Source organism: Actinomadura sp. KC216 (assembly GCF_004348535.1).
Classification (GTDB): Bacteria; Actinomycetota; Actinomycetes; order Streptosporangiales; family Streptosporangiaceae; genus Spirillospora.
On the sequence record NZ_SMJX01000025.1, the window covers coordinates 21,657 to 46,794 of the forward strand.

Here is a 25,138-nt window from a genome sequence, read left to right on the forward strand (position 1 = left end):
CTTTCCTTTTCTGTGAGGCGTCCCTCAGGCTTTGGCGGCCATGCCGCCGTCCGGATGCACGACGTCGCCGGTGATCCCCCGGGACCGCGACGAGGCGAGGAACACATAGCTCCACGCGTGGTCCTCGCCGCTCAACGCGACGCCCAGCGGAGTGCGCGCGGCCAGGTCGGCGGCACGGCCCGGGGTGTCGTCAAGCCGCCGCGACTGCTGTCCCAGGCTGGGGATTCCCCGCAGGTCGGTGTTGAGCGTGCCGCCCGGTGCGACACCGTTGACCCGGACGTCCGGCGCCAGCTCGTGCGCCAGCGACGTCACCAGCCCGCGCACCGCGAACTTGGACGACACGTACAGCACACCGCCCCGCCCGGGGTAGTAGGCGGACGTCGACTCGGTGAGCACGATCGAGCCGCGCGACTCGCGAAGCGCGGGCAGCGCCGCCTTCACGGCGTGCAGGTGGCTCTTGACGTTGGTCGAGAACATCTCCGCGAACGCGTCGTCGATCACGTCGGCGTCCAGGTCCTCCAGGCCGCGGTAGAAGTCGAACACCCCGACGCAGCTGACCAGCACGTCCAGGCCGCCGAACGCGGAGACCGCCGCCGCGACGGCCTCGTCGTTCGCCTCCCGCGTCGTCGCGTCGCCGACCGTGACGGGCACGTCGGGAAGCGCCTCGCCGATCGCGATGGCCTTGCCCGCGTCCCGTTCCAGCACGGCGACGGACGCGCCCTCCGCGCGGAACGCGTCGAGGACCGCGCGCCCGATGCCCGAGCCGGCGCCCACGACGAGCGCGCGCCGCCCGTCCAGCCATCCGGTCATTCGCCGTCCTCCACGTCCGGTTCGTCCTTCACGAGCGAGCCGAACGGGTGGCCGATCATCTCCGAGAACGTCGCGGTCTGCTGCCAGGTCAGCGCCTCCAGCTCCAGCGGGCACAGCGCGATCCACTGCCCCGAGCGCGGGGACTCCACCAGCAGCCGGGCGCCGTTGCGCGTCTCGACCTTGGTGACCCTGATCTCGGAGAACTCGTTGCCCAGCACGAGCGTCTCGCCCTGGGCGTGCTCCAGCAGCCGCAGCCGCTCACGCTCGGCCCGCGCGGCGTTGTCGGCGTCCTCCCGCTCGCCTTCCCAGCCGATCGTCATAGGAAGATCGCAAGGTTCTGCATGCGGATCACCGATTCGTCCACCAGGATGGTGCGCCGCGCCAGCCGCCAGCCTCCGGCCTCACGCCGCAGCAGGTCCTCCCGCCCGGCCGAGACCAGGGACGGCTCGCGGACGTCGCCGCGGCTGCGGAACAGCAGCACCCCGGAGTCGACGATGAGATGGTCGTTGTCACCGGTCGCGAACGTGCGCACATTGGTGACGTGGTGGCGCAGCCTGGACGGGGGGTCCTCCGTCCAGGCGTGCTCGGTCAGGAACCGGGCGACGCGCCGTGACAGGGAGTACTTGTTCTCATCGAAATGCGCGGCGCCGGGCGCGGTGTCGAAACCCGTTCCCAAGGCGGTCGTCACCCGCACGGGCATCAAATAGTGGATGTCATCGGTCAGCAAATCCAGCCACTGCGTGTACGCCTGATCGTCCAGCAGATACGCCTCGTCGACGAGCCACTGGTGCGCCAGCAAATGGCGTTCGTCACCGAAAGGCAAAGTGGAACCGGTGCGCTGTTCCCGCGGAGCGTGGCCACCCAGGACCGACCGTGCCGAATGGGTGCTCTGCTCGCCGGTCACTGCCCGGCCTCCGCCCGCCGGCCGTTGGTCCCGACCTCGACGCCCGCCGCTTTCGGCATCGGCCGTTCCATGTGGTCCGCCCAGCGCCGGAGCAGCGCGCGCTGATTGTGCTCGCTGTATCCCGTACGGGCGGTGCCGGGCCCGCTGAACCCCTCCGGAGGCAAGGCGGGAGAGACCTCGGTACCGTCCTCCAGCAGGCCCATCCGGCTGTTCAGCATGAGCCGCCGCGCCATTGATCCCGCGGCCGTGTTGGTCAATGACACCCAGTTCTCGACGTCGTCCTGCTCGAACATTCCCGTGCTGCCGAAGCACATCAGATACGCCTTGTAGGAGAGGCGTTTGAACTCCTCAGGAGCCTCGGCGTCCACGGCGAACCAGGACAGGACCTCGGTCTCGTCCTGGCTGACCGGTTGCCACTGCCGGACGGAGATGAACGGGACGACGTCGTTGGAGTCCTCGACGCGCGGCCAGTTGTGCACGAAGCTCAGGTTCGGGAACACCGAGGCCGCCGAGATCATGAACCCGTCCCGGCCGATGACCTCGCACTGCTCCCGCGACCATTCCCGCTTCATCCGGGCGATCATCTCGTCGGGATAGCCGACATAGCGCAACCGCTCGTCCAGGCCGCCGGGCGGCAGCTTGTACGTGGTGCCGCCGCCATTCCCGGCCCAGTAGGTGGCTCCGTCCCGGCGCTTCTCCGCCTTGGGCTCGCGGAACAGCCCGATCTCCACCACGCTCGTGTGGGTCTGTGGCGTGTGGTACATGTCGCCGGCGAAGTTCTCCGCCCCGATCTTCCAGTTCGCCTTGACCCGCCAGCGCTGCGGGCCGCGCATTTCAATACCGCTCGGGCTCTGCTTGGTGTAGTAGTCGAGATAGAACGTGAAGTCTCCGAGGTATTCCCGCAGCGACGGCGCGTCACCGTCCAGGCTGATGAAGATCATGCCGTTATAGGAGTCGATCTTCGGTGCGCGCAGCAGCCGCTGGCTCTTGCGCTTGAACCCCGCCTCCCCGCCATAGGCGTCCTGGTGAAACGGCAGGCCGACGATCCGGCCGTCATTCCGGTAGGACCATCCGTGGTACGGGCAGCGGAAATGCGACGCGTTGCCCATCTCGGCCCGGCAGACCTGCATGCCCCGGTGCAGGCACATGTTGAAGTGCGCGTGGATCTCGCCCTTCTCGTCGCGGACGACGATGAACGAATCGTCCAGGACGCGGCGGACGACGTAGTCGCCCGCGCTGGGGATCTCCGACTCATGGGCGACGAACATCCACGCTCTGCCGAACACGCGTTCCTTCTCCAGCGCGAACACGTGCTCGTCGTTGTAGATGTGCGCCGGGATCATGCCCCGCCGCACGCTGCCCAGCACACCCGCTTGGTCGATCATCCGCGACGTCTCCCCACGGTCTCCCACCCGAACAGCTCACCCAAGTTTCTCTGTACTACAGAGCGTTCCTCTGGATAGTAGAACAGTGCTCCGACGCGACTGTCAACCGGGGTCACCGCCGCGGGTCCATGGCCCCCCGCAGCGCTGGCCAGCACACTTGCGGGAGGAGACGTCAGCGATGCGCTACTTCCATGCCTGCTCGCACAGCCGACCAGCCGGATACACAGAGCCCGCAACGAAACCGCTAGCGAAGCCCATGCACAGGGGCTCGCAGCCTGCGGCTCCCACCGGCGCCGGTCCGGCCGGCTAGCCGCCGGGCCTGCCCATCTGGAAGGGGTCGATCGACGGATACTGCGGGTCTCCTTCGCCGCCGCCGCTGCGTACGAACTGGACGATCGCGAGCAAGGCGGCGACCTGGGCGAGGAGGAAGGTGAGCTGAGTCGGGAAGGAGTCCAGGCGGTAGGCGTCCATGAGGAACTGCAGCGGGCGGCTCCAGCCCGGCAGGGTCCGGCGCAGCGTCCGCAGGTCGACCAGCAGGCCCAGCAGGGTGAGCAGCGCTAGCAGGAGCCCGCACCGCAGCATCAGCAGCGAGGTGTCCGGCTCGTTGGCGATCGTCATTCCCAGCAGCGTTACGCCGGCTCCAGCGAAATAGCCGAGGGCGAGCGGCAGCGCTTTGACAGGCCCGCTGCGGCCGGGCAGGTGCCGCCACAGCAGCCCCAGCAGGAAGCCCGGGAAGACCCAGAAAAGCACTTCAACGGCCAGGCCGATGGGGAGTTCGGCACCGCCAAAGAGCGGCCCTTCGGATAGTCCGGTCCAATACTTATCTACATACTCCTGCCAGTAGAAGTAGCCGGCGACCGGCAGGCTGGCGAAGAAGGCCAGCCGGGCGGTGTACCGGGCCAGCAGGGCGGGCTCCACTTCTGGACCGACGCACATCGCGACGTCGAACGGGGTCACTCCCGGAGGCAACTCGGCCCCGCGCGACCCGTCACCGCGTCCTGGCGGCCAGCGCAAGAGAGCCCGTTCGGCAGAGGCGATCCGGTCATGCTCCTCATTGCCGTCCTGCAAGGGCTCGCCCGGTCTCTGCTGGTCGTGCCGGCGTCCCCGCCGATGCAGGACGAAGAACCTGCCCGCCGCGTCATGGACGTCCGCCAAGGGCACCAAGGCCACGGCATCGCGCAGTCGCAGGTACCGCCTGCCCGGCCGAAGGGGCGGCCCCGTCAAATGGCGTTCGAGCACGACCCAGCGCTGGACCAGGACGAACACGAACACAATGGCCAGGAAGGCGGTGAGCACGGGGATCGGGAGCGGCACACCGCTGAAATAGACGCTCCAGTAGAACGCGTTCCCCGCAAACACCCAGCCGACGACATAGGCGGCAGGTGAGCGGCGCGAGAAGTCCACTCCCTCTGGGCGACTCACCAGTACCACCAGTACCGCGGTCAGGCCGGCCAACGGCCACAGCCAGAGGGACGCCAGGTGGAACATGTTCACCGGGAGCCAGAGCAGATTGGCCGCCGAGCCTTCCTCGATCGTGCTGTCCCGTGCGGCCAGCCACGCTCCACTGTTGCGGATGCCAATGTCCGCGTTGATGTACTGCACAACGGTGGCGACGGCGATGCCCCCTCCGGCCACCCACGGCCACTTCGCCTTCGCGGAAGCGCCCGCGGCGCGCGTGATGGACCAGCCGACACGCAGCCCGTTCAGCACCCCGGCCCACAGCAAGGTCCCGAGGGCGCCCGCCGACATCCCCAGCGGCACGAGCACTCCGAAAGAGACGTCGGACGGCCTGCCGTCGGGGCCGTCGAGCACGCCCCCGACGGCGAGGGCCGAGACATAGCCTCCGGCGGCCAGCGCCGCCAGCGCGATGAGCGGTCGCCGCGGAAGCCGCGCGAACCACGCCACGGCCACGCATATCAACGCCCACACCGACATGTCGACCAGGAGAACGAGGTCTGGAACAGAGGCGCCGGGTGGACCGTCCGCCAGGTCGAAGAGCGGCTCCCTGAAGCACCCGACGACGCTCGTGACGATGGGCAGGACGAAAAGGAACAGCGGCGGCCGCCCGGGAGCGCCCGCCCGTGACCATGGTCTCGGCAGTAGCGCCAGCGCCAGCGCGACCATTCCGGCGGAGATGAGCCAGCCCCAGCTCTCGCGCCAGGCCCACCACGGGCTCACGCTCAGCTCGAGTTCGGCCCGCGTCACCCGATCAGGCTTCAGCCATACCTCGGGCCGAGGCTCAGAGGTGATGCGCCTCCAGGTGACGCTGTCGGCGTCCGAGGCGGTCGGCATCTTCGCCGTACGGTCCAGCCATCCGCCGGGAAACTCGACGGTCACCTCGTCCCAGACGGCCGCCTTGGTCTCACGCTGGTCGACCAGGCTCAGCCGCCACCTGGCCCCACGCAGGTCGACCTGCCAGGGCCCGACACGGGTCGCGGCCGGGGAGGCGTGGTTGTCACCGCGGACGTCCAAGCCCGTGGCCACGAACTCATCGCGGACCACGACCGCCCCTTCACGGACCTCGACCTTGGGCCGCCGCGCGCGTCTCTCGTACCAGCGCCACACGTCCTCGTCGTTGGCCCGCAGAAGGCACCGCATCGCCAGGCGGTAGTCCCGCGACTCGGGCCCTTTCAACAGGTCCGCGGCACGCTCCCAGGTCATCGGAACCGTGACCTTGAACGTGCCGCGGAACGTGGGTTCGCCTTCCGCGTCGAGCGTCAGGGTGGTCGACCGGTGAGCTCCTGCGACCGTCGGACGCGTACACGGCTCCCACGAACCCTGGGGCACCGAGGAAGGCTCGTCCGGCGGAGGCCATAACGAGCCGCCGACAACCAGACCCGCCCCAACGATCGCAATCAGAAGCCACCCGACGACCCGACCCACGCAACCATTCTTCCGAATTGACCGACTCCAGACCACAGCAACGGAAACAGAGATCCCTCCACAACTGATAGGGCACACCCAAGCCCCACCGGCTGGAGCCAGGCGTGTGAGATCGTGAGATGACAGGCCGTAAACGATCAAAGGGTCCCGTCTCATGAGCCAGAACTAGGGCCCTGACCTGCGGCTACCTGGTGGGGACGGCGGGATTCGGCCCCACGGGTCGGCGTCGCCGCCGCGACTAACGCCAAGCACTGTGCCTAGGCCGCCCGTGGGATCACATTGGGATTGGGCCGCTTCAGAACGAGATCACCGCGCTGCCCTAGCCCGGCCATCGCGGCCGGCCTGGTGTAGAATCCGCCGCATGCGTGACCGTGAGAACACGTTCTCCGAACGCTCACCGACCTTCATGATCCATTGCCCCGTGAGAGCTGGGGAGCATTTCTTTGTGCCGGTAGGGCCCGGTCGGCGCATGAACCCCTCTTCGCCGCCACGGCGGCGACCTCCCTGATCCCCATAAAGGTCTCATGTTTGGTGAGTCCGCGTTCAGGGGAGCCAGTGCACCATGCCAGATCCCTATTCTCCTCGGCCCTACGTCCGCCTCCGGCATCCTGACTGGTGCAAGGACGCGGTCCTGTATCAAATAAATACGCGCCAGTTCACAGACGAGGGAACGATCCGGGCGGCGACGCAGCATCTGGTACGACTGCGCGACCTCGGCGTGGGGATCCTGTGGTTGATGCCTGTCCACGAGATCGGCGAGGCCAACAGAAAAGGCCCGCTCGGCAGTCCCTATGCCGTCAAGGACTACTACTCGGTCAACGCTCAACTGGGAACGATGTCGGACCTGAGGGAATTCGTCTCGACGGCCCATCGCCTGGGAATGCGTGTGATATTGGATTGGGTCGCCAACCATACCGCATGGGACAATCGGCTGTTGACCGAGCACCCCGACTGGTATCTCAAGGACCGTAACGGCCGGCCCCGTCCGACGCCGTGGTGGGACTGGAGCGACATCGTAGAACTCGACTACTCGGTTCCCGACCTGCGCCGCTATATGACCCGGGCCATGCTCTACTGGCTGGAGGAGGCCGGGGTGGACGGGTTCCGCTGCGATGTGGCCGGGTTCGTCCCGCTCGACTTCTGGGAGAACCTGCGCCGTGAGGCGGAGGCGGTCAAGCCGGTCTTCATGCTGGCGGAATGGGAGTCGCGGGATCTCCACGCGGCCGCCTTCGACGCCACCTACTCATGGACCTGGAACGACACCCTCCATCAGATAGCCAGGAAGGACCTGTCGACGGACGCGCTTCGCGTGTACTACTCCTGGAACGCGAAATTCTGGCCGCATGAGGCAATGCGCATGACTTTCGTCTCCAACCACGACAAGAGCGCCTCGGAGGGCACCGAGTTCGAGCAGTTCGGCGAAGCGCTCGAGGCCTGCGTCGTGCTCTCCGTCCTTGGGGAGGGGGTCCCTCTCATCTACAACGGACAGGAGGCGGGCTTCGATGAGCGGCTCGACTTCCTCGGAGAGAAGTCGATCGTGTGGCGTCCACACCCCATGGGCGATCTGTATCGCCGGCTGATCGCTCTCAAGAAGACACACTCCTGCCTGTCCAATGCGCAATGGGGCGCGCGCATGGAACCGCTGGACGCCGGGGATCCCGTCATCCTCGCTTTTGAACGCAAGGACGGTTCGAGCCATGTCGTGGTCGGCGTCAATCTTTCCGACGTGCCTCGGACGGCTCGCCTCGCGGACGCGGACGGGTCCGGCGCCTGGACTGACTGGGCCACGGGCGCGACGGTGTCATCGGGCGCCTTGGCCGACGTCCACCTGCCCGCCTGGGGATATGTGGTGCTGTTAGGCGGACGCCATGCCTAGCGCCGCGCGAAGTCCGGAGCCGAGCCAGAAAAGTTCAAACGGCGACCCTGCTCGCACGTTGGTGGTGGTCCTGCCTTGGTGACGGTCTTTCAGTTCTTGAACCTTGTATTCTCCCTGGTCGCGATGGCGATAGCATTCGGCGCCTATCGAATCAACAGATTGAGGCTCTTTGACGACCGCCGAGAGCAGCTTCTGTCCCAGGCCCGAAGGATTCATTGGAATCTGCGGTCGAACACGTCCAGCGAGGGCGAAAGCGAATTTATCCTTTCGTTCGTCAACAAGAGCGACGATCCGGTGTGGAACGTCGATGCGAGGGTGGAGGACAGCGAGGGCAACTCGATCGTGCATGCTCGCCAGGTCCGGCTGGACCCCTTCACCGAGCAGGCCGCGCCCGAAGTGGTGGTCAAACCGGAGACGGATCTCACGCAGCGGGAGATCCGTGTCGAACTGTCGTTCACGGATTCACGGCAGAACCGATGGAAACTGGGCGCGGGCGGGAACCTTCGCAAGGTGCCCTCGCTCCTGAGGGTCTGCAGCGGGCTTGAGCTGCGCAAGGGTTTGGTGCAGTTCGGAGAGGATCTGCTGCACGAATACAGTTTGACGATAGATTTCAACCCGCTGGGCGGTGAGGCGTTGCGACAGCTGCTGTCCCAGCGCCCCGAAGAAGCCAAGAGCATCGCGCATGTCGCCGTCGTGCCGCACGACTGGCTCGACGAACTCGAATTCTCCTCACATTCCCTCACGCTCTTTTCGACCCGGCGCATAGAAAGTCAGGACGCTCTCGTCGCTGCCACGCAACACCATTTTCGTGCCGGCAACCGGGCACGTGGGATTCCTCTTGGCCTGGACTGCCCGCTCTTGATCCGGAACAGGGACATGGTCAGGGAGGCCCCTGAAACCATCGAAGAACTCCTCGATATCGGCCAGAGAATAGCGACCTCCTTCCCCGCCTCCCGAGACGAGGTCTTCCGGCCCATGTGCCTGCCCATCGGCCCGACCGGGGACCCGGTCATGGCATGGCATCTGCTGGCCGGCGCGGGTGCGAAGATATTCGCCCCCGGTCCGCACCACACCTGGACCCTTGACCCCACCCCACTGCGGTCCGAAGAGACCCGGCGTGCGCTTGAGCGATTCCAGAAACTACACCGCGAGTATCCCGAGGCCTTCGACGTGACAGTCGACCACGCGGAGGCGCGGCGCCGGTTCGCCGCACGCCTCTCGCCTTTCCTCATCGACACGGCCGGCGCCTACGAGCGATGCGAAGAATGGGACTTCGGCCACGCGGCCAGCCGGATCCCGCCGTTCGCGGGCCAGGCCCGGGGCACGGGAATGGCGATCATTTATGGTTTCGTCATCCCGGACCGCAGCGAGAACGGCGAACTGGCAGAAGACTTCTTCGAGCCCATGCTCGAAGAACGTCGCCACTATTGCCGGGCTCTGTCCCGGGAGATGCGCCTGCCAATACTGTCCGGCGGCAACATCATCGCCGAGGGCGAGGTGCCCGGTCTCATCGTGGACATCTGCCGAGAGGGGCTGTTCATGCCGAACGCTCCCGCCGTCGCGGATGTCTGGGAGATCCTGGGCACGCTGACTCACGGACTCCTTGAGGGCGCCCACGCCCGGGAACTCGCCCACCGCGTCGCCGACGACATCGAGCGCGCCGCCGAACAACCAGCCCCAAGCGGAGCAGGCTAGACGGCCCCTGGCCCTGTTCGGGCTCTGGACACTTCGCGCTCTCAAGTCCGGCGAACGGTAGGCCAAAGTGTGGTCGGCCGTCGCCGTGTTGGTGTTACGGGGTGGTGGCGCGCTGCGAGGGATGATGCAGGAGGGTGCGTGTCGGATGGACGGTCATGGCGGCGAAGACGGCGCGCACGGTATCGCCGCACCCTCAACCGCTGGACCGTGGCCCGCCGGCCGACCTCCGTCCCGACCAGTCCGTCCCATACCTGGTAACTGGGCGGCGTGGCGGACGGGCGACCAACGCGGTTCTTCGCCTCAGCGAGCCGATCGCGGTAGCTGGTCTCCACCGCCCCCGGACGGCCGCCAGGATGGGGGCGAGTGACTGCGAGCGGGGTGAACGAACATGAGGCCGGACGATCTCACCGCACCGGAGGAAGCGCTCTGGGAGGCGGTTTGTGGGGGCGATCCTCTCGACCTCAGTACCGGGCGGATGGAAGACGGCGATCCCGCAGGCGGCGATGGTTGGGGGCTGGACCGGACGATCCGCGCGAAGGTCATCCGTACCCTGCTTCTGGGGGTGGACGAGACTCCTCGGGGCGGGGTGGTGCCCGCACTACGGCTGGCCGGCGCCCGCATCGATGGCTGCCTGGACCTCGCCCACAGCGAAGTCTCGATGGCGGTCTTCTTCGACGGCTGTGCGTTCACCGACCCACCGGACCTGACCTGGGCACGTACCCGCGCCGTCGAACTGACCCGGTGCCGGCTGCCGGGTTTCGTGGCCCGATTCGCACGCATGGACGCGAACCTGGTGGTGCGGTCATGCGGCATCGACGGCTGGTCGGACTTGTTCGGCGCCCACGTGTCCGGGCAGTTGGATCTCCAGGGGACGTGCCTGTCTCGCCCCGGGGATGTCGCTCTGACCGGGGACGGCCTCGCCGTCGACTCCGGAATGCTCTGCGGGGGAGGTTTCTCCGCAGAGGGTGAGGTGAGCCTGGTAGGAGCACGGGTGGGCGCGATCCTGGACCTGCGGCAGGCCCGGCTGAGCACTCCAGGCGGACAGGCGCTGAACGCCGACCGGATCACCATTGACGGGGCCTTGATGTGCTCCGCCGGGTTCGCCGCCGAAGGCGAGATCTGGCTGCGTGGCGCGCACATAGCCGGCGATCTCACACTCTCCGGCGCGTCCCTGCGCAACGAGAAGGGAAGGGTGCTGGACGCCGGGCACCTGAAGGTTGACGGGGGCCTGTTCGCGGTCGGTATCGCCACCGAGGGAGAGATCAAGCTCCATTCCGCTCGCGTCGGCGGGCCCCTGTCGTTCATCGACGCCCGGCTCTCCAACCCCGGCGGAACCGCTCTGCTGGCCGAGGACGGTCTCACCGTGGGCGCAAGCACGTTCTTCGGCAGGGCCGAGGTGGCCGGTGAGATCTGCCTGCTGCGCGCGAATATCGGCGGGCTGCTCAGCCTCACGGGAACGCGGCTGGCCAACCCCGGCCGTCGAGCACTGCAGCTACATGGCCTCACCGTCGAGTCTGGACTGCACCTCGGAGGCGCCACCATCGAGGGCGAGGTGGGAATGATTCAGGCACGTATCGGCGACTGGCTCTACCTGCGCGACGCCCGGCTGAGCAATCCCGGTGCCGCCGCCCTTGTCTGCCCCGGAACGTCCATGCACCTGCTGGTCCTGCACACACGCGAGCGGATCGAGGGAAGCGTCGACCTTACCGGCGCGCGCATCGAGCGGATCGACGACGACTTGCTTTCCTGGCCGGACCGGGTACGGCTGGACGGGCTGACCTACGACACCCTGGCCGAACCCGGCCCTGTCGACCCGCGCTTGCAATGGATCGGCAGGGACCGCGCCTTCGTCCCCCAGCCCTACGAGCAGCTGGCGGCGGCCTACCGGCGACTCGGCGACGACGCGGCCGCCCGCAGTGTGCTACTGGCCAAGTACCGTCGCCATCGCGGCAACCTTGCCTGGTACGCCAAGGCGTGGGGCCTTCTCCAAGACGTCACCGTCGGCTATGGATACCGCCCGGCCCGTGCAGCAGGTTGGCTACTGGCCCTACTGGTGACCGGAACGGTGGCCTTCGCCTCTCATCATCCGCCACCGGTCAATCCGGGCGGGCAATCGGCCTTCAACCCCTTCATCTACACCCTCGACGTGTTGCTACCGGTCATCAATTTCGGTTTCGAAACCGCCTACAGGCCGGACGGTCTCTGGCAGTGGCTCACATTCGCACTCACCGCGTCCGGCTGGATCCTGGCGACCGCCATCATCGCTGGCATCACCCGCACCGTTATCCGCCAATGACGAATGCACGTCCCGCTAGCCCGGCAGCGGCCGCGCTATTGCCTCCAGCACCGGTTCGCCTTTCTGGTCCACGACGCCGGCCGGTCGGCCGGTCCGGATGTCGAGCGTCGGGGACTGCCTGGCGATCTCCAGCGCGAGGACTGCCTGCCGACGCAGGTCGCACCGATTAGGTTTCCGCGCCGCACCCGTCTGTACGTGTGAGATCGACTCACGGGAGGCCGGCACGATGCGGAAACTGATCTTCGCCATGAACGTGACCCTGGACGGCTACATCGCCGCGACCGGCGACGACATCGGCTGGAGCGGGGGAGAGGGGCCGGACGAGTCGCCGGGCGACGAGCTGTTTCAGTGGTGGTCCGACCGGGTGGCCGCGACGAGCCTGGCGCTGTACGGGCGCAAGCTGTGGGAGACGATGAGCTCCCACTGGCCGACCGCCGATCAGCGGCCCGGCGCCAGCCCGGCGGAGAGGGAGTTCGCGCGCCGCTGGCGGGACATGCCGAAGGTGGTGTTCTCATCGACGATCGACAAGGTCGACTGGAACGCCCGCCTGGTCGCCGGCGACGCGGTCGCCGAGATCGCCCGGCTCAGGGCAGAGGACGGCGGCCCGATGGACATCGGCGGCGCGACGCTCGCCGGGGCGGCCATGCGGGCCGGGCTGATCGACGAGTACGTTCTGGTCACCATGCCGGTTCTGGTGGGCGGCGGCACGCCGTTCTTCACCGCGCTGGACGGCTGGGTGAACCTGAGCCTGGTCGAGACGCGGACCTTTCCCGGCGGCGTGCTGCTGACCCGATACGAGAAGAAGCGCTGAGCACGGGCCACATACTCGTCTCGTAGCGCCAGGTCGAGATCTTTCCTGGCGTCCGGGGTGTTCTTGCTCGCCGTCGGCGGGCGCCGGTCCGCGACGGGACCGGCGCCCGCACCACGGGGCGTCAGGCGACCTTGCCGAAGAACTCCCGGATGTCGCCGATGAGCAGGTCGGTGGCGTCGTGCGCGGCCCAGTGGCCTCCGCGGTCGTAGTCGTTCCAGTGAACGATGTTGGAGTGGTCGCGTTCAGCGAACTTGCGGATCGGCTTGAAGTCGTAGGCGAACGAGGCCAGGCCGATCGGGACGGTGGTCCTGGCGTTGTGGTTCTGGCCCTGGTGGGTGGCGAACCAGTCGCGGTTCTCGAAGTAGAAGCGGGCCGAGGACGCCGAGGTGTTGGTGAACCAGAACAGCGAGGCGATGGTCAGCAGCTCGTCCGGTTCCACCGCGTCGCCGAGGAGCTGCCCGATCCAGGCCAGCTGGCCGGAGGGGGAGTCGGCGAGGGCGTGCGCGAGGGTCTGCGGCTGGTTGGCCTGCGACCGGTCGTGGATCGCGTGCTCGATGAACGCCTGGCCGAACTGCAGATGGCCCATCTCGGCCTCGGTGAGCCCCTCGAACTCACCCGGCTCGCCCTTGGGAAAGGAGAAGAGCTGGTTGACGTGAACGCCGATGACGCGGTCGCGGTCGAGCTCGCCGAGGATCGGCGCGACGATGGCGCCCGCGTCGTTGCCGTGCACGCCGTACCGCTCGTAGCCGAGGCGGGTCATCAGCTCGGCCCACGCGGCGGCGGTCCGCGCGGCGTTCCAGCCCCGCTCCCGCGTCGGCCCGGAGAAGCCGAAGCCCGGGATGGACGGGATCACCACATGGAACGCCTGACCACCGGCGTCCGGCCTGGTCAGCCGGTCGACCAGCCCGAGGTACTCGGTGAACATATTCGGCCAGCCGTGGGTGAGGATCAGCGGGGTCGCGCCCGGCTCGGGCGACTTGACGTGCACGAAGTGAACGGTCTGGCCGTCGATCTCGGTGGTGAACTGCGGGTACCGGTTGAGCCTGGCCTCCTGCGCGCGCCAGTCGAAGTCGTCGCGCCAGCGCTCGACCAGGGGGCGCACGTACGAGCCTGGGACGCCGTACTCCCATCCAGGCGGGGTCGGGATGCCCTCCAGCTCCCCGGCGAACTCCTCGGCGGGCAGTTCGTCGGCGAAGCGGGTGCGGGCGAGTCGGCTCTTCAGGTCGTCGACGTCCGCCTGCGGGATCTCGATGCGGAACGGCTTGATCTCGGTCATGCTCTGCCCCTTTGCTGAACGGAACGTTCTGTTCCTATAGTAGCAGAACGAATCGTTCCGTTCCAGTCGCTGCCTGGAGTTGGACACGTCGGGCAAGGTTCGTCTGCAACAAGGAGCAGAACGAACCCGGACGCGCCGGCCCTGCGCTGGACTCGTCGACACTGGGGACGTGCCCGATCAGAGCATCGCGGGCAGACCCAGCCATGGTTTGTCGGTGGCGTCGAATCCGGTGAGCTCGGCGATCTTCCCGTCGGCGATGCGCAGGACCGCGATGGTGAACAGACGGTATTCCGGGTCGCCGGGGGCGCGGAGGTACAGCGCGGCGGCAGGCATGCGGTTGACCGTCGTGGCGATGCAGCGCCAGTCGTCCTTGCCGCGCTGGAAGAGCCCGCTGGAGACCCAGCCGTCCACCGCGTCCTTGGCCGTGACGATCACCTTGCCGGGATCGGGCAGCATCGCGAAACGCAGGTCGTCGCGCAGCAGGGCCATCAGCGCGTCGAGGTCGTTGCGCTCATGGGCGTCCATATACGACCTCACGACGCCGCGCTCGTCATCCGACAGCTCGCGCGTGGCGGGGCTGCGCCAGTCGAGGCGGCGGTCGGGCAGTTGCTCGCGCATCGTCACGCGCGCCCGCTGCAGCGCGCTCGTCACCGATGCGACGGTCAGCTCGAGGGCGTCGGCGGCCTTCGGCGCCGGCCAGCCGAGGACGTCGCGCACGATGAACACCGCCCGCTGCCGCGGCGGCAGGTGCTGGACGGCGACGATGAACGCCAGCTCGATCGTCTCCCGGGCGACCACCGATTCCTGCGGGTCCTCCGGGAGCATCCGGTCCGGGTAGGGCTGCAGGTAGTGCACTTCCGAGCCCGCGCCCGCCGGCTCGGCAGGCACGGGCGTGCGGTCGTTGCGCTTGTCCAGGAAGTCGAGGCAGGCGTTCGTCGCGATCCGGTACAGCCAGGTCCGCAGCGCGGCGTGGCCCTTGAACGACTCTCGCTTGTTCCACACCCGCAGGAATGTCTCCTGCGTCAGGTCCTGGGCGTCCTCGTAGTTCGCGAGCATCCGGTAGCAGTGCACCTGCAGCTCACGCCGGTAGCGCTCCGTGATGAGCGCGAACTGTGCCGCGTCGTTCGAGCGGGCCGCCGCGATGAACGCGGCCTCGTCGCCGCCCAGCACTTCGGAGTCGTTCATGGTTGTCAATCCTTCCGCGGGTGGCGAGGGCCTACCAGTACTGACGATGTGTCGGAGGATTTCTGAGCGGTTGTGCCTTTCGGGGGCGTCGCGGTCACGCGGCGGCCGGACGGCGGAGCGCCAGGGCCGACCAGGTGGTGCCGAGGAGGAGGACGGCCGAGGAGGCTATGAGCAGGGCTTGGAGCGGGCCCGGCATGGTGCCGATCGTGAGGACGGGCCCAGGCCGATCAGGACGGCGGCGGCCTTCGGCACGGTGGCGCTGCGGTAGAGGCCCACGGCGAGGGCGATGGCGCCGATGACGCCGAGGAGGGAGGTGAGGAAGAAGGCGCCGGCGGCACCGTCGTTGTGGGCGTCCATTCCCGCCACCACGGAGGGAAGGGGGCGTGGTCGGCGATATCGGCGGCTTTCCCAGCAAGGTCGTGACGGTCTGCATGGACGTGGTGATCGCTTCGTCCCAGGCGGGGTCGTCAGCGGCAGCCATGATGCGCTCACCGAGCCGGCGGACCCTGTTCAGCTGATCACTCGGCAGATCTCGATGCGGTCGGGCTTGGACAGCAGCGCCGGGTCCACCTCCCGCGGGACGGGCGCGGTGTAGACGGCCTGGGACCCGGCCTCGAGGAGCTCGAACGTGGTGGACATGATCACCGCCTTGACGGCCCTGGCATGTGGTTCCCAGAGCAGGAGGCCCCGGACGAAGCCCTCGGCCGTCGCGCTGGCGGGCTTGAGACGCAGCAGGTGATCCTGGGTCCCGGCCTCGGCCTGGGCCTCGCTGACCGGGCCGTCGAAGCTGGTGATCGCGGCCGCTTCAGGGACCTGTTCGGCGGCGGGGCCGGACCAGTCGTCGAGCACCTCGTAGGTGCCCGCGGTGGCGTCCAGGACGAGCGCGAAGCGGTGGCCGTCTCCGACGCTCTGGAGCACGTAGTGGTCGCCCTTCTCGGGCGCTGTGTCATGGAAGGTTGCGTACATGGGTGGAGTGTCGCCCGGTGAGTCGTCGCGGGGCCTCAGTGCTGGTACGCAGATCAGCCGCGTATTCCGTTGCGGAGGGCCCAGGCGGTGAGCTGGGTCCGGTTGGCGAGGGAGAGCTTGGCGAGGGCGTTGCGGATGTGCGTCTCCACGGTGCGCTCGGAGAGGTGGAGCCGCCCGGCGATCTCACGGTTGGCCAGGCCCGCGGCGACCAGGCCGGCGACCTCGCGTTCGCGGCCGGTCAGGGCGGCTGCGCCGCTCACCCCGGACAGCTCGTCGGCCAGTGCCGAGGCCTCGCGCGCCACCCGTGCCATGCCGAGGCGCCGGGCGGTGCGGGCGGCCTGCTCGGCGAGGGTCAGGGCGCGGGCCCGCTCCGCGGACCTGGCTCGGAGCAGCCTGGCGTGGGCGAGCTCGGTCAGCGCGAGCGTGGGGAGCGCGGACGTCCTGCGCTCCATCCTCGCCGCCGCCGTCAGGTGCTGTTCGGCGTCGTCGAACCGGCGGAGGCAGGTCGCGAGCACGCCCAGGGTCCTGGCGATGGATCCACCGCACCCGGCCGCCTGGTTGTCGTAGTAGCCCTTGTACGGCCTGAGCATGAGCAGGCAGCGTTCGGCCGTCTCCTGGTCGTCCAAGGCGGCGGCCAGTTCGGAGACGGCCGTCACGATTCCGGTCCAGCGCTGGTTGACCGGCAGGTCGTCGAGACGGGACCGGAGCCGTTCGAACAGGACCGCGGCCTCGTCGGGCTCTTCACGCTCGAGGTGCAGCATCGCCGTCACGGCCATCAGGATCGGGACCTGGTGGATCACGGTGGCGTAGGCGGCGGGCGGTTGTGCCCGTCCTTGCTCGCCGGTGCGCCGCTCCAGGTAGGTGGCGAACACGAAGGCCGCACCCTGGGCCGACACGTCCCCGGTGTGCTCGCCGATCTCCTCGAAGGCCCGCGCCAGGTCGGCTGCCTCGTTGAGGCGGCCGGTGAGCAGCGCCAATGACGCCTGTGTACGCAGCAGATGCCACCGGGCCAGCAGGCCTCCCGGACGCGCCGCGAGATCGGCGAGGCCGCGGGTCTCCGCCTCGACCGCCGGGATGGCGCCGAGCTGGAAGGCGGCGTCGATGCGCCAGGTGTGGCCCCACAGCGCGGCCGTCGGACGGTCCTGGCTGAGTGAGCCGAGCCGGGCACCGACGGCCAGCCGTTCGGCGACGCCGTCCGGGCCTCCGGCCGCCTGGTGCCGGGCGTGCAGGGCGGCCACGACGGCATCGAGGTCTCCCGAACCTTCGGCCAGGGCCAGGGCCCGGGCGCTGACCGGCCCGGTTTCGGGATCGTCCGAGACGGCCATCGAGACGGCCTGCTGGGCCAGGACTCTGGCGCGCGTCGCGTCGTCCAACGGCGCTTTCAGGGCGCGTGCGCACAGGCGGCCGACCGTTCCGGCCTGGGGGCCGCCCACGCCCTCGACGGTGATCGCCGCTTTGGCGAGCGACGCGGGGTCCGCGAGCTGTTCGGCGAGCCCGGCGGCGGTTTCGCAGGCTTCCAGGGCTTCCGCGATCCGGCCCGCCCGGTAGGCGGCTTCGGCCAGGCCGAGCAGCCTCCGGCAGCGTTCGGTGTCGTCGGCGGCGAAGGCCAGGGCCTGGCCGTGCCAGTAGCAGGCGCTGTCGAACGACGACCGGCGCTCGTCTCGTTCCGCCGCGCGCGAGCAGGCCTCGGCGGCGGCCCTGCGGTCCTCCGGATCCACGGCCGCCCTGGTCCAGTGGGACGCGGCGGCGTGCAGATCGCTGTGCGCCCGGGCGATGCGGCGGTGCCAGGCAAGGCGTTCGTTTCTGGGCAGCCGGTCGTACCAGGCCGTCCGGACGAGCCCGTGAGACCAGCTCAGCGACCCGGGCCTGCGCGGATCCTCGACCAGGATGCCCGCGGCGACGGCCTCCGCGACCGGCTCGGGGTCGGGCCGCAGGACGTCGACGTCGATCTGGTCGCCGTAGACCGCGCACCCCGCGAGCAGCGCACGGCACGCCTCGCCTAGTCCCGCGCCCCTGACCTCGATCAATCTGCGCAGCGCCGACGGAACGGGCAGCCGGTCCGGGGCCGGCCCGGCGAGCCGGCCCGGAAGCGTCCGCGTGAGCTCGCGCAGGAACAGCGCGTTGCCGCCGCTCTCGCGGTGCAGCCGGAGGGCCCATGACGGATGCGCCTCAGCGAAGCGCGACAGGTACTCCGCCACGTCCCCCTCGCCGAGCGGGCCGAGAGCCGTGGAAGCCACCTCGGCGAGAAGATCGGGCACCGTCCGGCAGGTGCCGAAGAGCACGATCCTGGTGTGCCGCGCCTCGCCCGCCAGGTGACGCAGCAGCCGCAGCGAGGCTTCGTCGGCCCAGTCCAGGTCCTCCAGCACCAGCACGAGCGGTTGCCGCTCCGCCGCCTCGGCCAGATCGCGCACGGCCCGGTCGATGGCCTCGAACCGCAGGCTCGCGGCGTCCTGCCCGGGTGGCGTGAGCACACGCAGGCCGAGCCCCAGGGCCGCGCGCGACTCCATGAGCTGCGACCACGGCCAGAAGTCCGGCGCCCCCTCTTCCCGGGCGGCGCGTCCGGTCAGCACGACGGCGTCTCCGAGCCGCGAGACGGCCCGGCCGACCAGGGCGGACTTGCCGACGCCCGCCGCACCGCCCACCAGCACGACGGACCCGCGCCCCTCGGACGCCTCCGCACCCGCGCGCTCCAGCTCCGCCAGTTCCCGCCGGCGCCCTACGAACGGTTCCTCCACCCGGCCAGTGTCACCCAGCCCCGATCACCCGGTCCCGCGAATCAGGCCCTCGCCGCGTGACTGATAGCCACGACACTCATCGGGTAGCCCGAAGGTTGTCGCCGTTCCGCAGGCGCTTCGCCGTTCGGCACGGGCGTTCATGACCCACGTAGGCTCCTTGTCCTCCGCACGGTGGACTTCACAGGTGGCCCAACGGCCTTTGGAGTCGCTCTATCCACCCACGCCCCGGCGAGCCTTTCCGTCGATTGGCCACCTTCCTAAATCACGCGGCGGGCATCCCGCACCACCCCGGACGTGCTGGTCGGCGACCGGGCCTACTCGGCCCGGCGGATCCGCACCTACCTGCGCCGCTGCCGGATCCATACGGTGATCCCCGAACCTCGCGATCAGCAGGCAACCGGGCCCGCAAGGGCAGCTGCGGCGGCCGCCCGCCTTCGACGCCGAGTTGTACGAACACCGCAACGTGGTCGAGCGCCGCTTTGCCAGGCTCATCCTGTGGCTTCGCCACCACCAATTATCAGACACGACCTAGCCCACCTTTTAGACAGCCTCAGTTACCCATGACGGTGGATGGTTCTCCGAACATTGGGCAGATGTTTTGGAATTTGTGGCCGGAGGACACATATTGTACCCACTCTCCGGGTTCCAGCATTCGACCGGCAATGACGCAGGTCGCATTAACGAGATCGCCTGGCAATGCGATGTTCCACAACCGGACCGTATGGTCGTCGCTGCTGCTGGCCAGGGTCTTGCCGTCCGGGCTGAAGGCGACGGTATTGATCGGACCGGTATGCCCGTCAAGGAGGGGGCCGATCTGGCTGCGGGTGGTCATGTCCCATAGACGGACGTGGTCGTTGGCGCTGCTGGCCAGGGTTCTGCCGTCCGGGCTGAAGGCGACGGTATTGACTGGGCGAGCGTGGCCGAGCAACGCCGGGCCGGTCCGGCGGAGGCTGGGAGGGGTGGCCTGATCCCATCCCCACAATTGCACCGTGCCGTCGTCGTCGCCTGTGGCCAAAGTCTTGCCGTCCGGGCTGAACGCCAAAGAATTGATCCGGCTCCGCGGGTCGGGAAATGATCGGGACCATCCTTTGGTCATACTCCAAAGGCCCACAACGTGATCGTCCCCGCCGGTCGCGAGGTGACCGTCCGAACCGAAGGCCACGGCGTTGACCTTGGTGATGCTCAATGGATGACCACCGACCGGCTGGCGGGCGGCGATGTCCCACAGCCGGACTGTACGGTCCTGGGCGCTGCCGGTGGCGAGAATCTTGCCGTCCTGGCTGAAGGCGGCTGTGTTGATCGGGCCGGTGTGGCCGGTCAGGGGTGGGCCGATCTGCTGGCGGCCGGTCATGTCCCACAGGCGTACGGTGCCGTCATCGCCGCCAGTGGCCAGAGTCCTGCCATCTGGGCTGGACGCCAGCGTACGGACCGGACCAGTGTGGCCGGTCAGGGGTGGGCCGATCTGCTGGCGGCTGGCCACGTCCCACAGGCGTACGGTGCGGTCATCGTCGGCGGTCGCGAGGATCTTGCCGTTTGGACTATAGGTGGCCGCGTTGACTGCGGCAGTGTGGTCCAGGCGAGAGCCGCGGAGGCGGCGGTCGCCCACACTCCACACGCGCACCGCGCCCTCGGCGGCAGTCGCGAGGGTCTTGCCGTCCGGGCTGAAGGCGGCTGTGTTGATCGGGCCGGTGTGGCCGGCCAGGGGTAGGCCGATCTGCTGGCGGCCGGTCATGTCCCACAGGCGTACGGTGCGGTCATCGCCGCCAGTGGCCAGAGTCCTGCCGTCCGGTCCGAACGCCAGCGTACGGACCGGACCAGTGTGACCGGTCAGAGGTGCGCCGATCTGCTGGCGGCTGGCCATGTCCCACAGTCGTACAGTGTGGTCATCGCCGCCGGTCGCGAGGGTCTCGCCGTTCGGACTGAACGCCATCGTGCGGATTGGGGCGGTGTGGCCGACCAGAAGTGGCCCGGCCTGGCGGCGAGTGGCCACATCCCACACACCTGCCACTCCATGGTCACCGCCGATAGCGAGGGTCTTTCCGTCGGGGCTGAAGGCCACCGTGCGGGCCGGGCCCGTACGGTCGCTAAGGTTCAGGCATGGCGGGCGTATGCGACGTCCGGCCGCGTCCCACAAGCACGCACTACCTAATGGGCCGTCGCCGCCGACGCCGGCCAGGGTCTGCCCGTCGGGGCTGAAGGCCACCGAGCTGATCGGGACATTATGGTCTGTGAGCCTGCCCTGATACGGGCCTAGCAAGACGGCGATTAGGCTGGCGCGGGCTTCGGGAGTGGGGTTGATGCGCCAGGCCGCGATGGCTAGAAGGGCTGCGGTTTCGGGGTCGTTGAGGAGTCGGCTTTGCGCGGCGAGCTGGCGGGAGACGGCGATGTCACGTTGAGCGGTGGTCTCCCGCGCGGCCCGGATGGTCATGACCGTGGTCGCAACGGCGATGACGAGGAGCCCCGCGAGGGCTATGAGGAAGGACCAGCGTCGCTGGACACGGCGGATCTCGGCCTTGACGCTGGCGTTGAGAAAGTCCTGCTCTTCTTGGCTCAGCGCAGGATAGCGATCGGGGGCCCGGCGCCAGTGTGACTGCGCGTTAGAAACCGCGGCCAGACGTTCCCCCCGGTAAAGATAGGAGGAGGGCTGGCCATTACGGGCCCACTCCGTGGCATCATCGCCAAGCTGGCCGTACAGCGCGCGGATCGCTGGCTCGTCTTGCAGCCAGGAGCGAAGCCGTCCCCAGGCCTGCAGCAGAGAGTCGTGGGTGATCTGTGCGGTTGCCCCTTCCACGACGAGAAGCCGTTGCGCCGCGAAGGCATCGACCACGTCTTCGATCCCAGCGGGAACGTCGGTACCGTGCCCTTCGACGGTGATGAGAGCCTCCGGCGGACCGGGAGAGCCGACTTCAGGATCAACCTGCCGGCGTACGTAGGGCATGGGACGGCGAACGGCCCGGCCATCGCGGGTGATCTTGGTGAGGCGGTGGAACACCTGGCGGGCCGTGTCCTGCTGGGCGGGGAGCAGCGACTGGTAGACAGCTTCGGCGCTGGTCTGGATGGCATGGGCCACCCCGCCGGATCGTTCGTAGCCGTGGTGGGTGAGCCGGTCGCCATCGCGGTGGGTCCAGGTGACGCGCATCGCCTCCGACAGCAGTGGCAGCGCCCCCACCTCGTACCCGCCATCGGCTGAAGAGACGGGCAGATCAGCAAGGATGGTGTCGACCAGAGTGGGATCGATGTGCAAGCCCGCTGTCTCGGCAGGACCGGTGATGGTCAGCCGCAACTGCGCCGAGGTCATTGGTCCGACCAGGAAGAACCCCTCCTTAGCCGATTCGGCCAGTTCGGTGTGGGCTGCGCACGCGCGCAGAAGGTCAGCGCGGATCACCGCGATCACCACTGCGGCCGGTTCTCCACCGGGCCCGCACGGACGCGTGGCGGCGGCATGCAAAGCCGTGATGAAGTCCTGGCGTTGCCGCTGGGACAGGCCCGCGCGATCAGGGTCAGCGTCGTCGGGGAGAGTGAAGATCTGCTCGAACTGATCCACCACCAGCACGAGCCGATCCCCAGTGCTGGCCGCGGCCGCACCTGTGGTGGAGGAGCGGGCATCCACCAGGTCCCGCACCACGACGTGCGACTGCTCCGGGGTGACCTCGAGCACCGAGCGGACGACGGCTGGATCTCGGTCGGCGATCTTGGCCAGCACACGCGCCAGCTCATCGATCGGCCGGCTGGTGGGCTGGACCACCGCCACCGGCCAACGGGCCGATTCGGCACTGAGTGCTCCCGAGGCCAGCGCTGGCAGCAGGCCCGCCCGCACCAGAGAGGACTTGCCCACGCCCGACGCTCCGCTCACCAACAATATCCCCGGCCGGTCCAGCCGATCAGCTAGCGCGTCCACCAGCTGTGCAGTCAGTTCCTTGCGGCCATAGAACACCTCGGCGTGGCCATGCCCAAAGGGCGCCAACCCCATATAGGGGCACTCATCAGCCCACCTGCCGGCCGCCACGGCCTGTGAGAGTGCCCCGGCATCTTGGGCAGGTTCAGAAGGCTCGGCCGGGGACGGCAGGGCAGGTGGGGAGTTGCGGGCGGCACGAAGCCAAAGCCGCCACTGCTCCTCGTCCAACAGCCCCGGGCTGGCCTGGCCAGAAGACACTCGGCGACCACGGCAGTGCTCAATCAGCACCCGGACGAAGACCAAGAACGCCGCTTCGGACTCGGGGAGATGCCGGCCGCGCTTCCAATCGCTGACTCGCCGCCCCGACACCGGACGCCCGCGCCCGGTGGGCCGCCGCCGATTGGCCTCAGCGACCACCCTCTTGAGGGGAAGGTCCGCGGTCACCCCAAGCAGTTCAGTAAGCCGGGCGGCGAACAACTGCCGCGGTGTCGGCTCCTCCTCGCTCACCAGTGCCCCTGCCGCTGAGCCGTGTCATCCGGACCGGACCGGACCGGACCGGAAAACCACGATAGACCGCCCGCCTGCGACAACGCTTCCGGTCAAGTCCAGATGGCAGATGTCGGCCCCGACGAATGCGTCAATCGGCAGCAACCGGCCTTCGAGCCGACCAACCACTCGACCACTGGCAGGAGAGTCCACGTGGCCACGACCATCCTGAACGTGATTGGCGCTCTCATCGTCGTCATGGGTGCCGCAGCCGGCCTCCCCCGAGCGGCCGCCCACTTCGTCAAGTCCTGCATCCCTCTCATCACATCAATCACCGAGCTACGTGCCGCAATCAGTGATGCCAACCGGCGAGGCACCGCAGTCCAAACCAGGACGAGGTCGCGCGCCGGGTAGCGGTTCGCTTGCAGACGTCGATGCGCGGTCTCGATGCCGTTCCACTGGAGTGCAGGATCGGAGCCGTTCGCAGGGCCACCGGGCTACGCCGTGAGCACCGCGGCTGGCAGCCAGAAGGGCCTGGAGCCGGGCAGTGGCGTTGCGCCGTGGTGACCTCGGCTGCACATGTCACGATCTAGGGCTAGCGCCCCGGGGCGGCCTCCGCGTGATCCGCGGTGTTTGCGGTGACCCTTCTGATCGTTCTTGATGATCGCGACGCCGTTGCATTCCGCGTCGTCCTTGTCGTCGAAACGGATGCCCGCGACGTCGGCGGCGAGCGTCACCACCTGGACGAGCACGAAGGTGGTTTCGGGGCCGCGTTGGACGCATTCGCGCGCGGAGCGGGTGTCCATCCTCACTGGCCGGGACGGCGAGCTGGAGATGATCCTGCTCGGCGGCTACACCGGTATGCGGTGGGCCGAGCTGGTCGGCCCGCGGCTCGGCAGCGTCCGCGTCGAGTGGCAGCTGTGGGAGGACGACGACGGAATCTTGCACCGCATCCCGCCCAAGGACGACTCCTATCGAACCGCCGAGCTGCCCCCGTGGCTGTCGGAGCTGGTGTTGGACCAGATCGCCCGCACGGCCCCAGAAGCCGTGGCCGTGCCACGGGCGCCGCTACGTCTTCCGCAGCCGGCAGCCGGCAGCCGGGCGCGCCGGGAGTGTGGCGGCGGCGGACGTCGCCCGGCGTACGGGGCGTGAGCGTCGGCACCGTGTCCAACGTCCTCAACCATCCTGAGCGGGTGACCGACGGCCTCCGCGAGCGGGTCGAGGAGGTGATCGCGGAGTCGGGATTCGCGCCCACCACCGTGTCGCCTGCGGCGGTCGGGCTTCGCCTCCTGGGTCTTCACCCCGGCCGCCTCAGGCTGGTACCTCAAGAAGCCCCCCGGCCCGCGCACCCGGTGCCGCTGGCGGCCGAGCTGTTCCCCGGGCGGCCACTGCGGGGCCGGAACTCGCAGGGCCGGGCACAGGCGTGCTGGACGCCGATCGCCGCGGACCTGACGCCGCACGGTCTGCGGCACAGCCGCCGCACGACGCTGGAGGAGGCCGGTATTCGGTCGGTGCTGATCGACGAGCGGATGGGCCACGAGGACGGGTCGGTGCAGCGACGCTATACGCACGTCACGCAGACGATGCGAGACGAACTGAACGTTGAACTCACCGCGCGGTGGGAAGCGTCCCTGGACGCCCGGCCCGCCCTGTCACAGAGTTCGCCGGTGGCTGCGCTGGACGAGTTGCTTCGAGCCCGCCATCTGGCAAAGGAAAAGGGACGAAACGAAGATCGTCCCACAGAATTCCCACAGACGAACATCTCTGTCCTACGTGCCACGCCCGAAAAGTGGGCCTGGCCTGTGTCGGGACGGCGGGATTTGAACCCACGACCCCTTGACCCCCAGTCAAGTGCGCTGCCAAACTGCGCTACGTCCCGGTGCCCGTTGGAGCGGGCCTGATTACTGTAGCGCAGTTTGGCAGCGCACTTGACTG

General features: G+C 68.5%; 19 protein-coding genes and 1 tRNA gene. 6 read left to right on the forward strand and 14 right to left on the reverse strand.

The features are described from left to right. Positions 1 to 24 precede the first annotated feature (24 nt). From hcaB to E1264_RS07025, 5 genes are all read right to left on the reverse strand, one after another. Positions 25 to 810 (reverse strand): 3-(cis-5,6-dihydroxycyclohexa-1,3-dien-1-yl)propanoate dehydrogenase, encoded by a 786-nt coding sequence (hcaB, locus tag E1264_RS07005; RefSeq protein ID WP_132170778.1) that lies wholly within the window; start codon positions 808 to 810, stop codon positions 25 to 27. Continuing rightward, a complete protein-coding gene (locus E1264_RS07010) occupies positions 807 to 1,130 on the reverse strand; it encodes a hypothetical protein (protein ID WP_132170781.1) in 324 nt (107 codons plus the stop codon). Before E1264_RS07010 ends, hcaB begins: the two co-directional genes overlap by 4 nt. Continuing rightward, positions 1,127 to 1,714 (reverse strand): 3-phenylpropionate/cinnamic acid dioxygenase subunit beta, encoded by a 588-nt coding sequence (locus E1264_RS07015; protein WP_132170783.1) that lies wholly within the window; start codon positions 1,712 to 1,714, stop codon positions 1,127 to 1,129. The genes E1264_RS07010 and E1264_RS07015 overlap by 4 nt, the downstream gene beginning before the upstream one ends. Further along, on the reverse strand, positions 1,711 to 3,099 hold the full coding sequence (locus tag E1264_RS07020) for an aromatic ring-hydroxylating dioxygenase subunit alpha (protein ID WP_132170785.1): 1,389 nt from the start codon (positions 3,097 to 3,099) through the stop codon (positions 1,711 to 1,713). The genes E1264_RS07015 and E1264_RS07020 overlap by 4 nt, the downstream gene beginning before the upstream one ends. Before the next feature lie 306 nt (positions 3,100 to 3,405). After that, on the reverse strand, positions 3,406 to 6,138 hold the full coding sequence (locus E1264_RS07025) for a DUF6185 family protein (protein WP_243710801.1): 2,733 nt from the start codon (positions 6,136 to 6,138) through the stop codon (positions 3,406 to 3,408). A gap of 406 nt (positions 6,139 to 6,544) precedes the next feature. On the opposite strand from E1264_RS07025, the gene E1264_RS07030 reads away from it, so the two are divergent. The 3 genes from E1264_RS07030 (at position 6,545) to E1264_RS07040 (ending at position 11,849) form a co-directional block, all read left to right on the forward strand. Then, on the forward strand, positions 6,545 to 7,858 hold the full coding sequence (locus E1264_RS07030; RefSeq protein ID WP_132170789.1) for an alpha-amylase family glycosyl hydrolase: 1,314 nt from the start codon (positions 6,545 to 6,547) through the stop codon (positions 7,856 to 7,858). A 78-nt stretch (positions 7,859 to 7,936) separates the two neighbouring features. After that, positions 7,937 to 9,553, forward strand: a complete 1,617-nt coding sequence (locus E1264_RS07035; RefSeq protein WP_132170791.1) for a hypothetical protein — start codon at positions 7,937 to 7,939, stop codon at positions 9,551 to 9,553. A 388-nt stretch (positions 9,554 to 9,941) separates the two neighbouring features. Then, on the forward strand, positions 9,942 to 11,849 hold the full coding sequence (locus tag E1264_RS07040; RefSeq protein ID WP_132170793.1) for a hypothetical protein: 1,908 nt from the start codon (positions 9,942 to 9,944) through the stop codon (positions 11,847 to 11,849). 15 nt (positions 11,850 to 11,864) lie between these two features. Here the strand turns inward: E1264_RS07040 and E1264_RS07045 are convergent, their stop codons facing one another. Further along, positions 11,865 to 12,098, reverse strand: a complete 234-nt coding sequence (locus E1264_RS07045; protein WP_132170795.1) for a hypothetical protein — start codon at positions 12,096 to 12,098, stop codon at positions 11,865 to 11,867. Between E1264_RS07045 and E1264_RS07050 the strand changes: the two genes are divergently transcribed. Continuing rightward, complete coding sequence (locus tag E1264_RS07050; RefSeq protein ID WP_132170797.1) at positions 12,076 to 12,660, forward strand: dihydrofolate reductase family protein; 585 nt, start codon at positions 12,076 to 12,078, stop codon at positions 12,658 to 12,660. The two genes, E1264_RS07045 and E1264_RS07050, sit on opposite strands and share 23 nt — an antisense overlap. Before the next feature lie 121 nt (positions 12,661 to 12,781). On the opposite strand, the gene E1264_RS07055 is transcribed toward E1264_RS07050, so the two are convergent. The 3 genes from E1264_RS07055 to E1264_RS07065 all read right to left on the reverse strand — a co-directional run bounded on the left by E1264_RS07055 (position 12,782) and on the right by E1264_RS07065 (position 15,478). Then, complete coding sequence (locus E1264_RS07055; RefSeq protein WP_132170799.1) at positions 12,782 to 13,936, reverse strand: epoxide hydrolase family protein; 1,155 nt, start codon at positions 13,934 to 13,936, stop codon at positions 12,782 to 12,784. 177 nt (positions 13,937 to 14,113) lie between these two features. Continuing rightward, positions 14,114 to 15,121, reverse strand: a complete 1,008-nt coding sequence (locus tag E1264_RS07060) for an RNA polymerase subunit sigma-70 (RefSeq protein ID WP_132170801.1) — start codon at positions 15,119 to 15,121, stop codon at positions 14,114 to 14,116. 165 nt (positions 15,122 to 15,286) lie between these two features. Beyond that, positions 15,287 to 15,478 carry a hypothetical protein gene (locus E1264_RS07065; RefSeq protein ID WP_132170803.1) on the reverse strand — a complete coding sequence of 64 codons (192 nt, stop codon included), beginning with the start codon at positions 15,476 to 15,478 and terminating at the stop codon, positions 15,287 to 15,289. A 26-nt stretch (positions 15,479 to 15,504) separates the two neighbouring features. Here E1264_RS07065 and E1264_RS45880 point away from each other — a divergent pair, with 26 nt between their 5' ends. Then, the gene (locus tag E1264_RS45880) at positions 15,505 to 15,639 is read left to right on the forward strand and encodes a hypothetical protein (protein ID WP_279490011.1); all 135 of its coding nucleotides are present in this window, start codon (positions 15,505 to 15,507) and stop codon (positions 15,637 to 15,639) included. On the opposite strand, the gene E1264_RS07070 is transcribed toward E1264_RS45880, so the two are convergent. The 4 genes from E1264_RS07070 to E1264_RS44490 all read right to left on the reverse strand — a co-directional run bounded on the left by E1264_RS07070 (position 15,632) and on the right by E1264_RS44490 (position 24,009). Continuing rightward, positions 15,632 to 16,087, reverse strand: a complete 456-nt coding sequence (locus E1264_RS07070) for a hypothetical protein (RefSeq protein ID WP_132170805.1) — start codon at positions 16,085 to 16,087, stop codon at positions 15,632 to 15,634. The two genes, E1264_RS45880 and E1264_RS07070, sit on opposite strands and share 8 nt — an antisense overlap. A gap of 53 nt (positions 16,088 to 16,140) precedes the next feature. Beyond that, positions 16,141 to 18,822, reverse strand: coding sequence for a LuxR family transcriptional regulator (locus E1264_RS07075; RefSeq protein WP_132170807.1), 2,682 nt, complete (start codon positions 18,820 to 18,822; stop codon positions 16,141 to 16,143). Between the two features lie 550 nt (positions 18,823 to 19,372). Then, on the reverse strand, positions 19,373 to 23,224 hold the full coding sequence (locus E1264_RS07080; protein WP_132170809.1) for an AAA family ATPase: 3,852 nt from the start codon (positions 23,222 to 23,224) through the stop codon (positions 19,373 to 19,375). A 476-nt stretch (positions 23,225 to 23,700) separates the two neighbouring features. Beyond that, positions 23,701 to 24,009 carry a hypothetical protein gene (locus E1264_RS44490; protein ID WP_207935767.1) on the reverse strand — a complete coding sequence of 103 codons (309 nt, stop codon included), beginning with the start codon at positions 24,007 to 24,009 and terminating at the stop codon, positions 23,701 to 23,703. On the opposite strand from E1264_RS44490, the gene E1264_RS44495 reads away from it, so the two are divergent. Continuing rightward, on the forward strand, positions 24,002 to 24,355 hold the full coding sequence (locus E1264_RS44495; RefSeq protein WP_207935768.1) for a hypothetical protein: 354 nt from the start codon (positions 24,002 to 24,004) through the stop codon (positions 24,353 to 24,355). The two genes, E1264_RS44490 and E1264_RS44495, sit on opposite strands and share 8 nt — an antisense overlap. A gap of 653 nt (positions 24,356 to 25,008) precedes the next feature. Here the strand turns inward: E1264_RS44495 and E1264_RS07090 are convergent. Beyond that, positions 25,009 to 25,082: transfer RNA gene (locus tag E1264_RS07090), tRNA-Pro, on the reverse strand. Between the last annotated feature and the right edge of the window lie 56 nt (positions 25,083 to 25,138).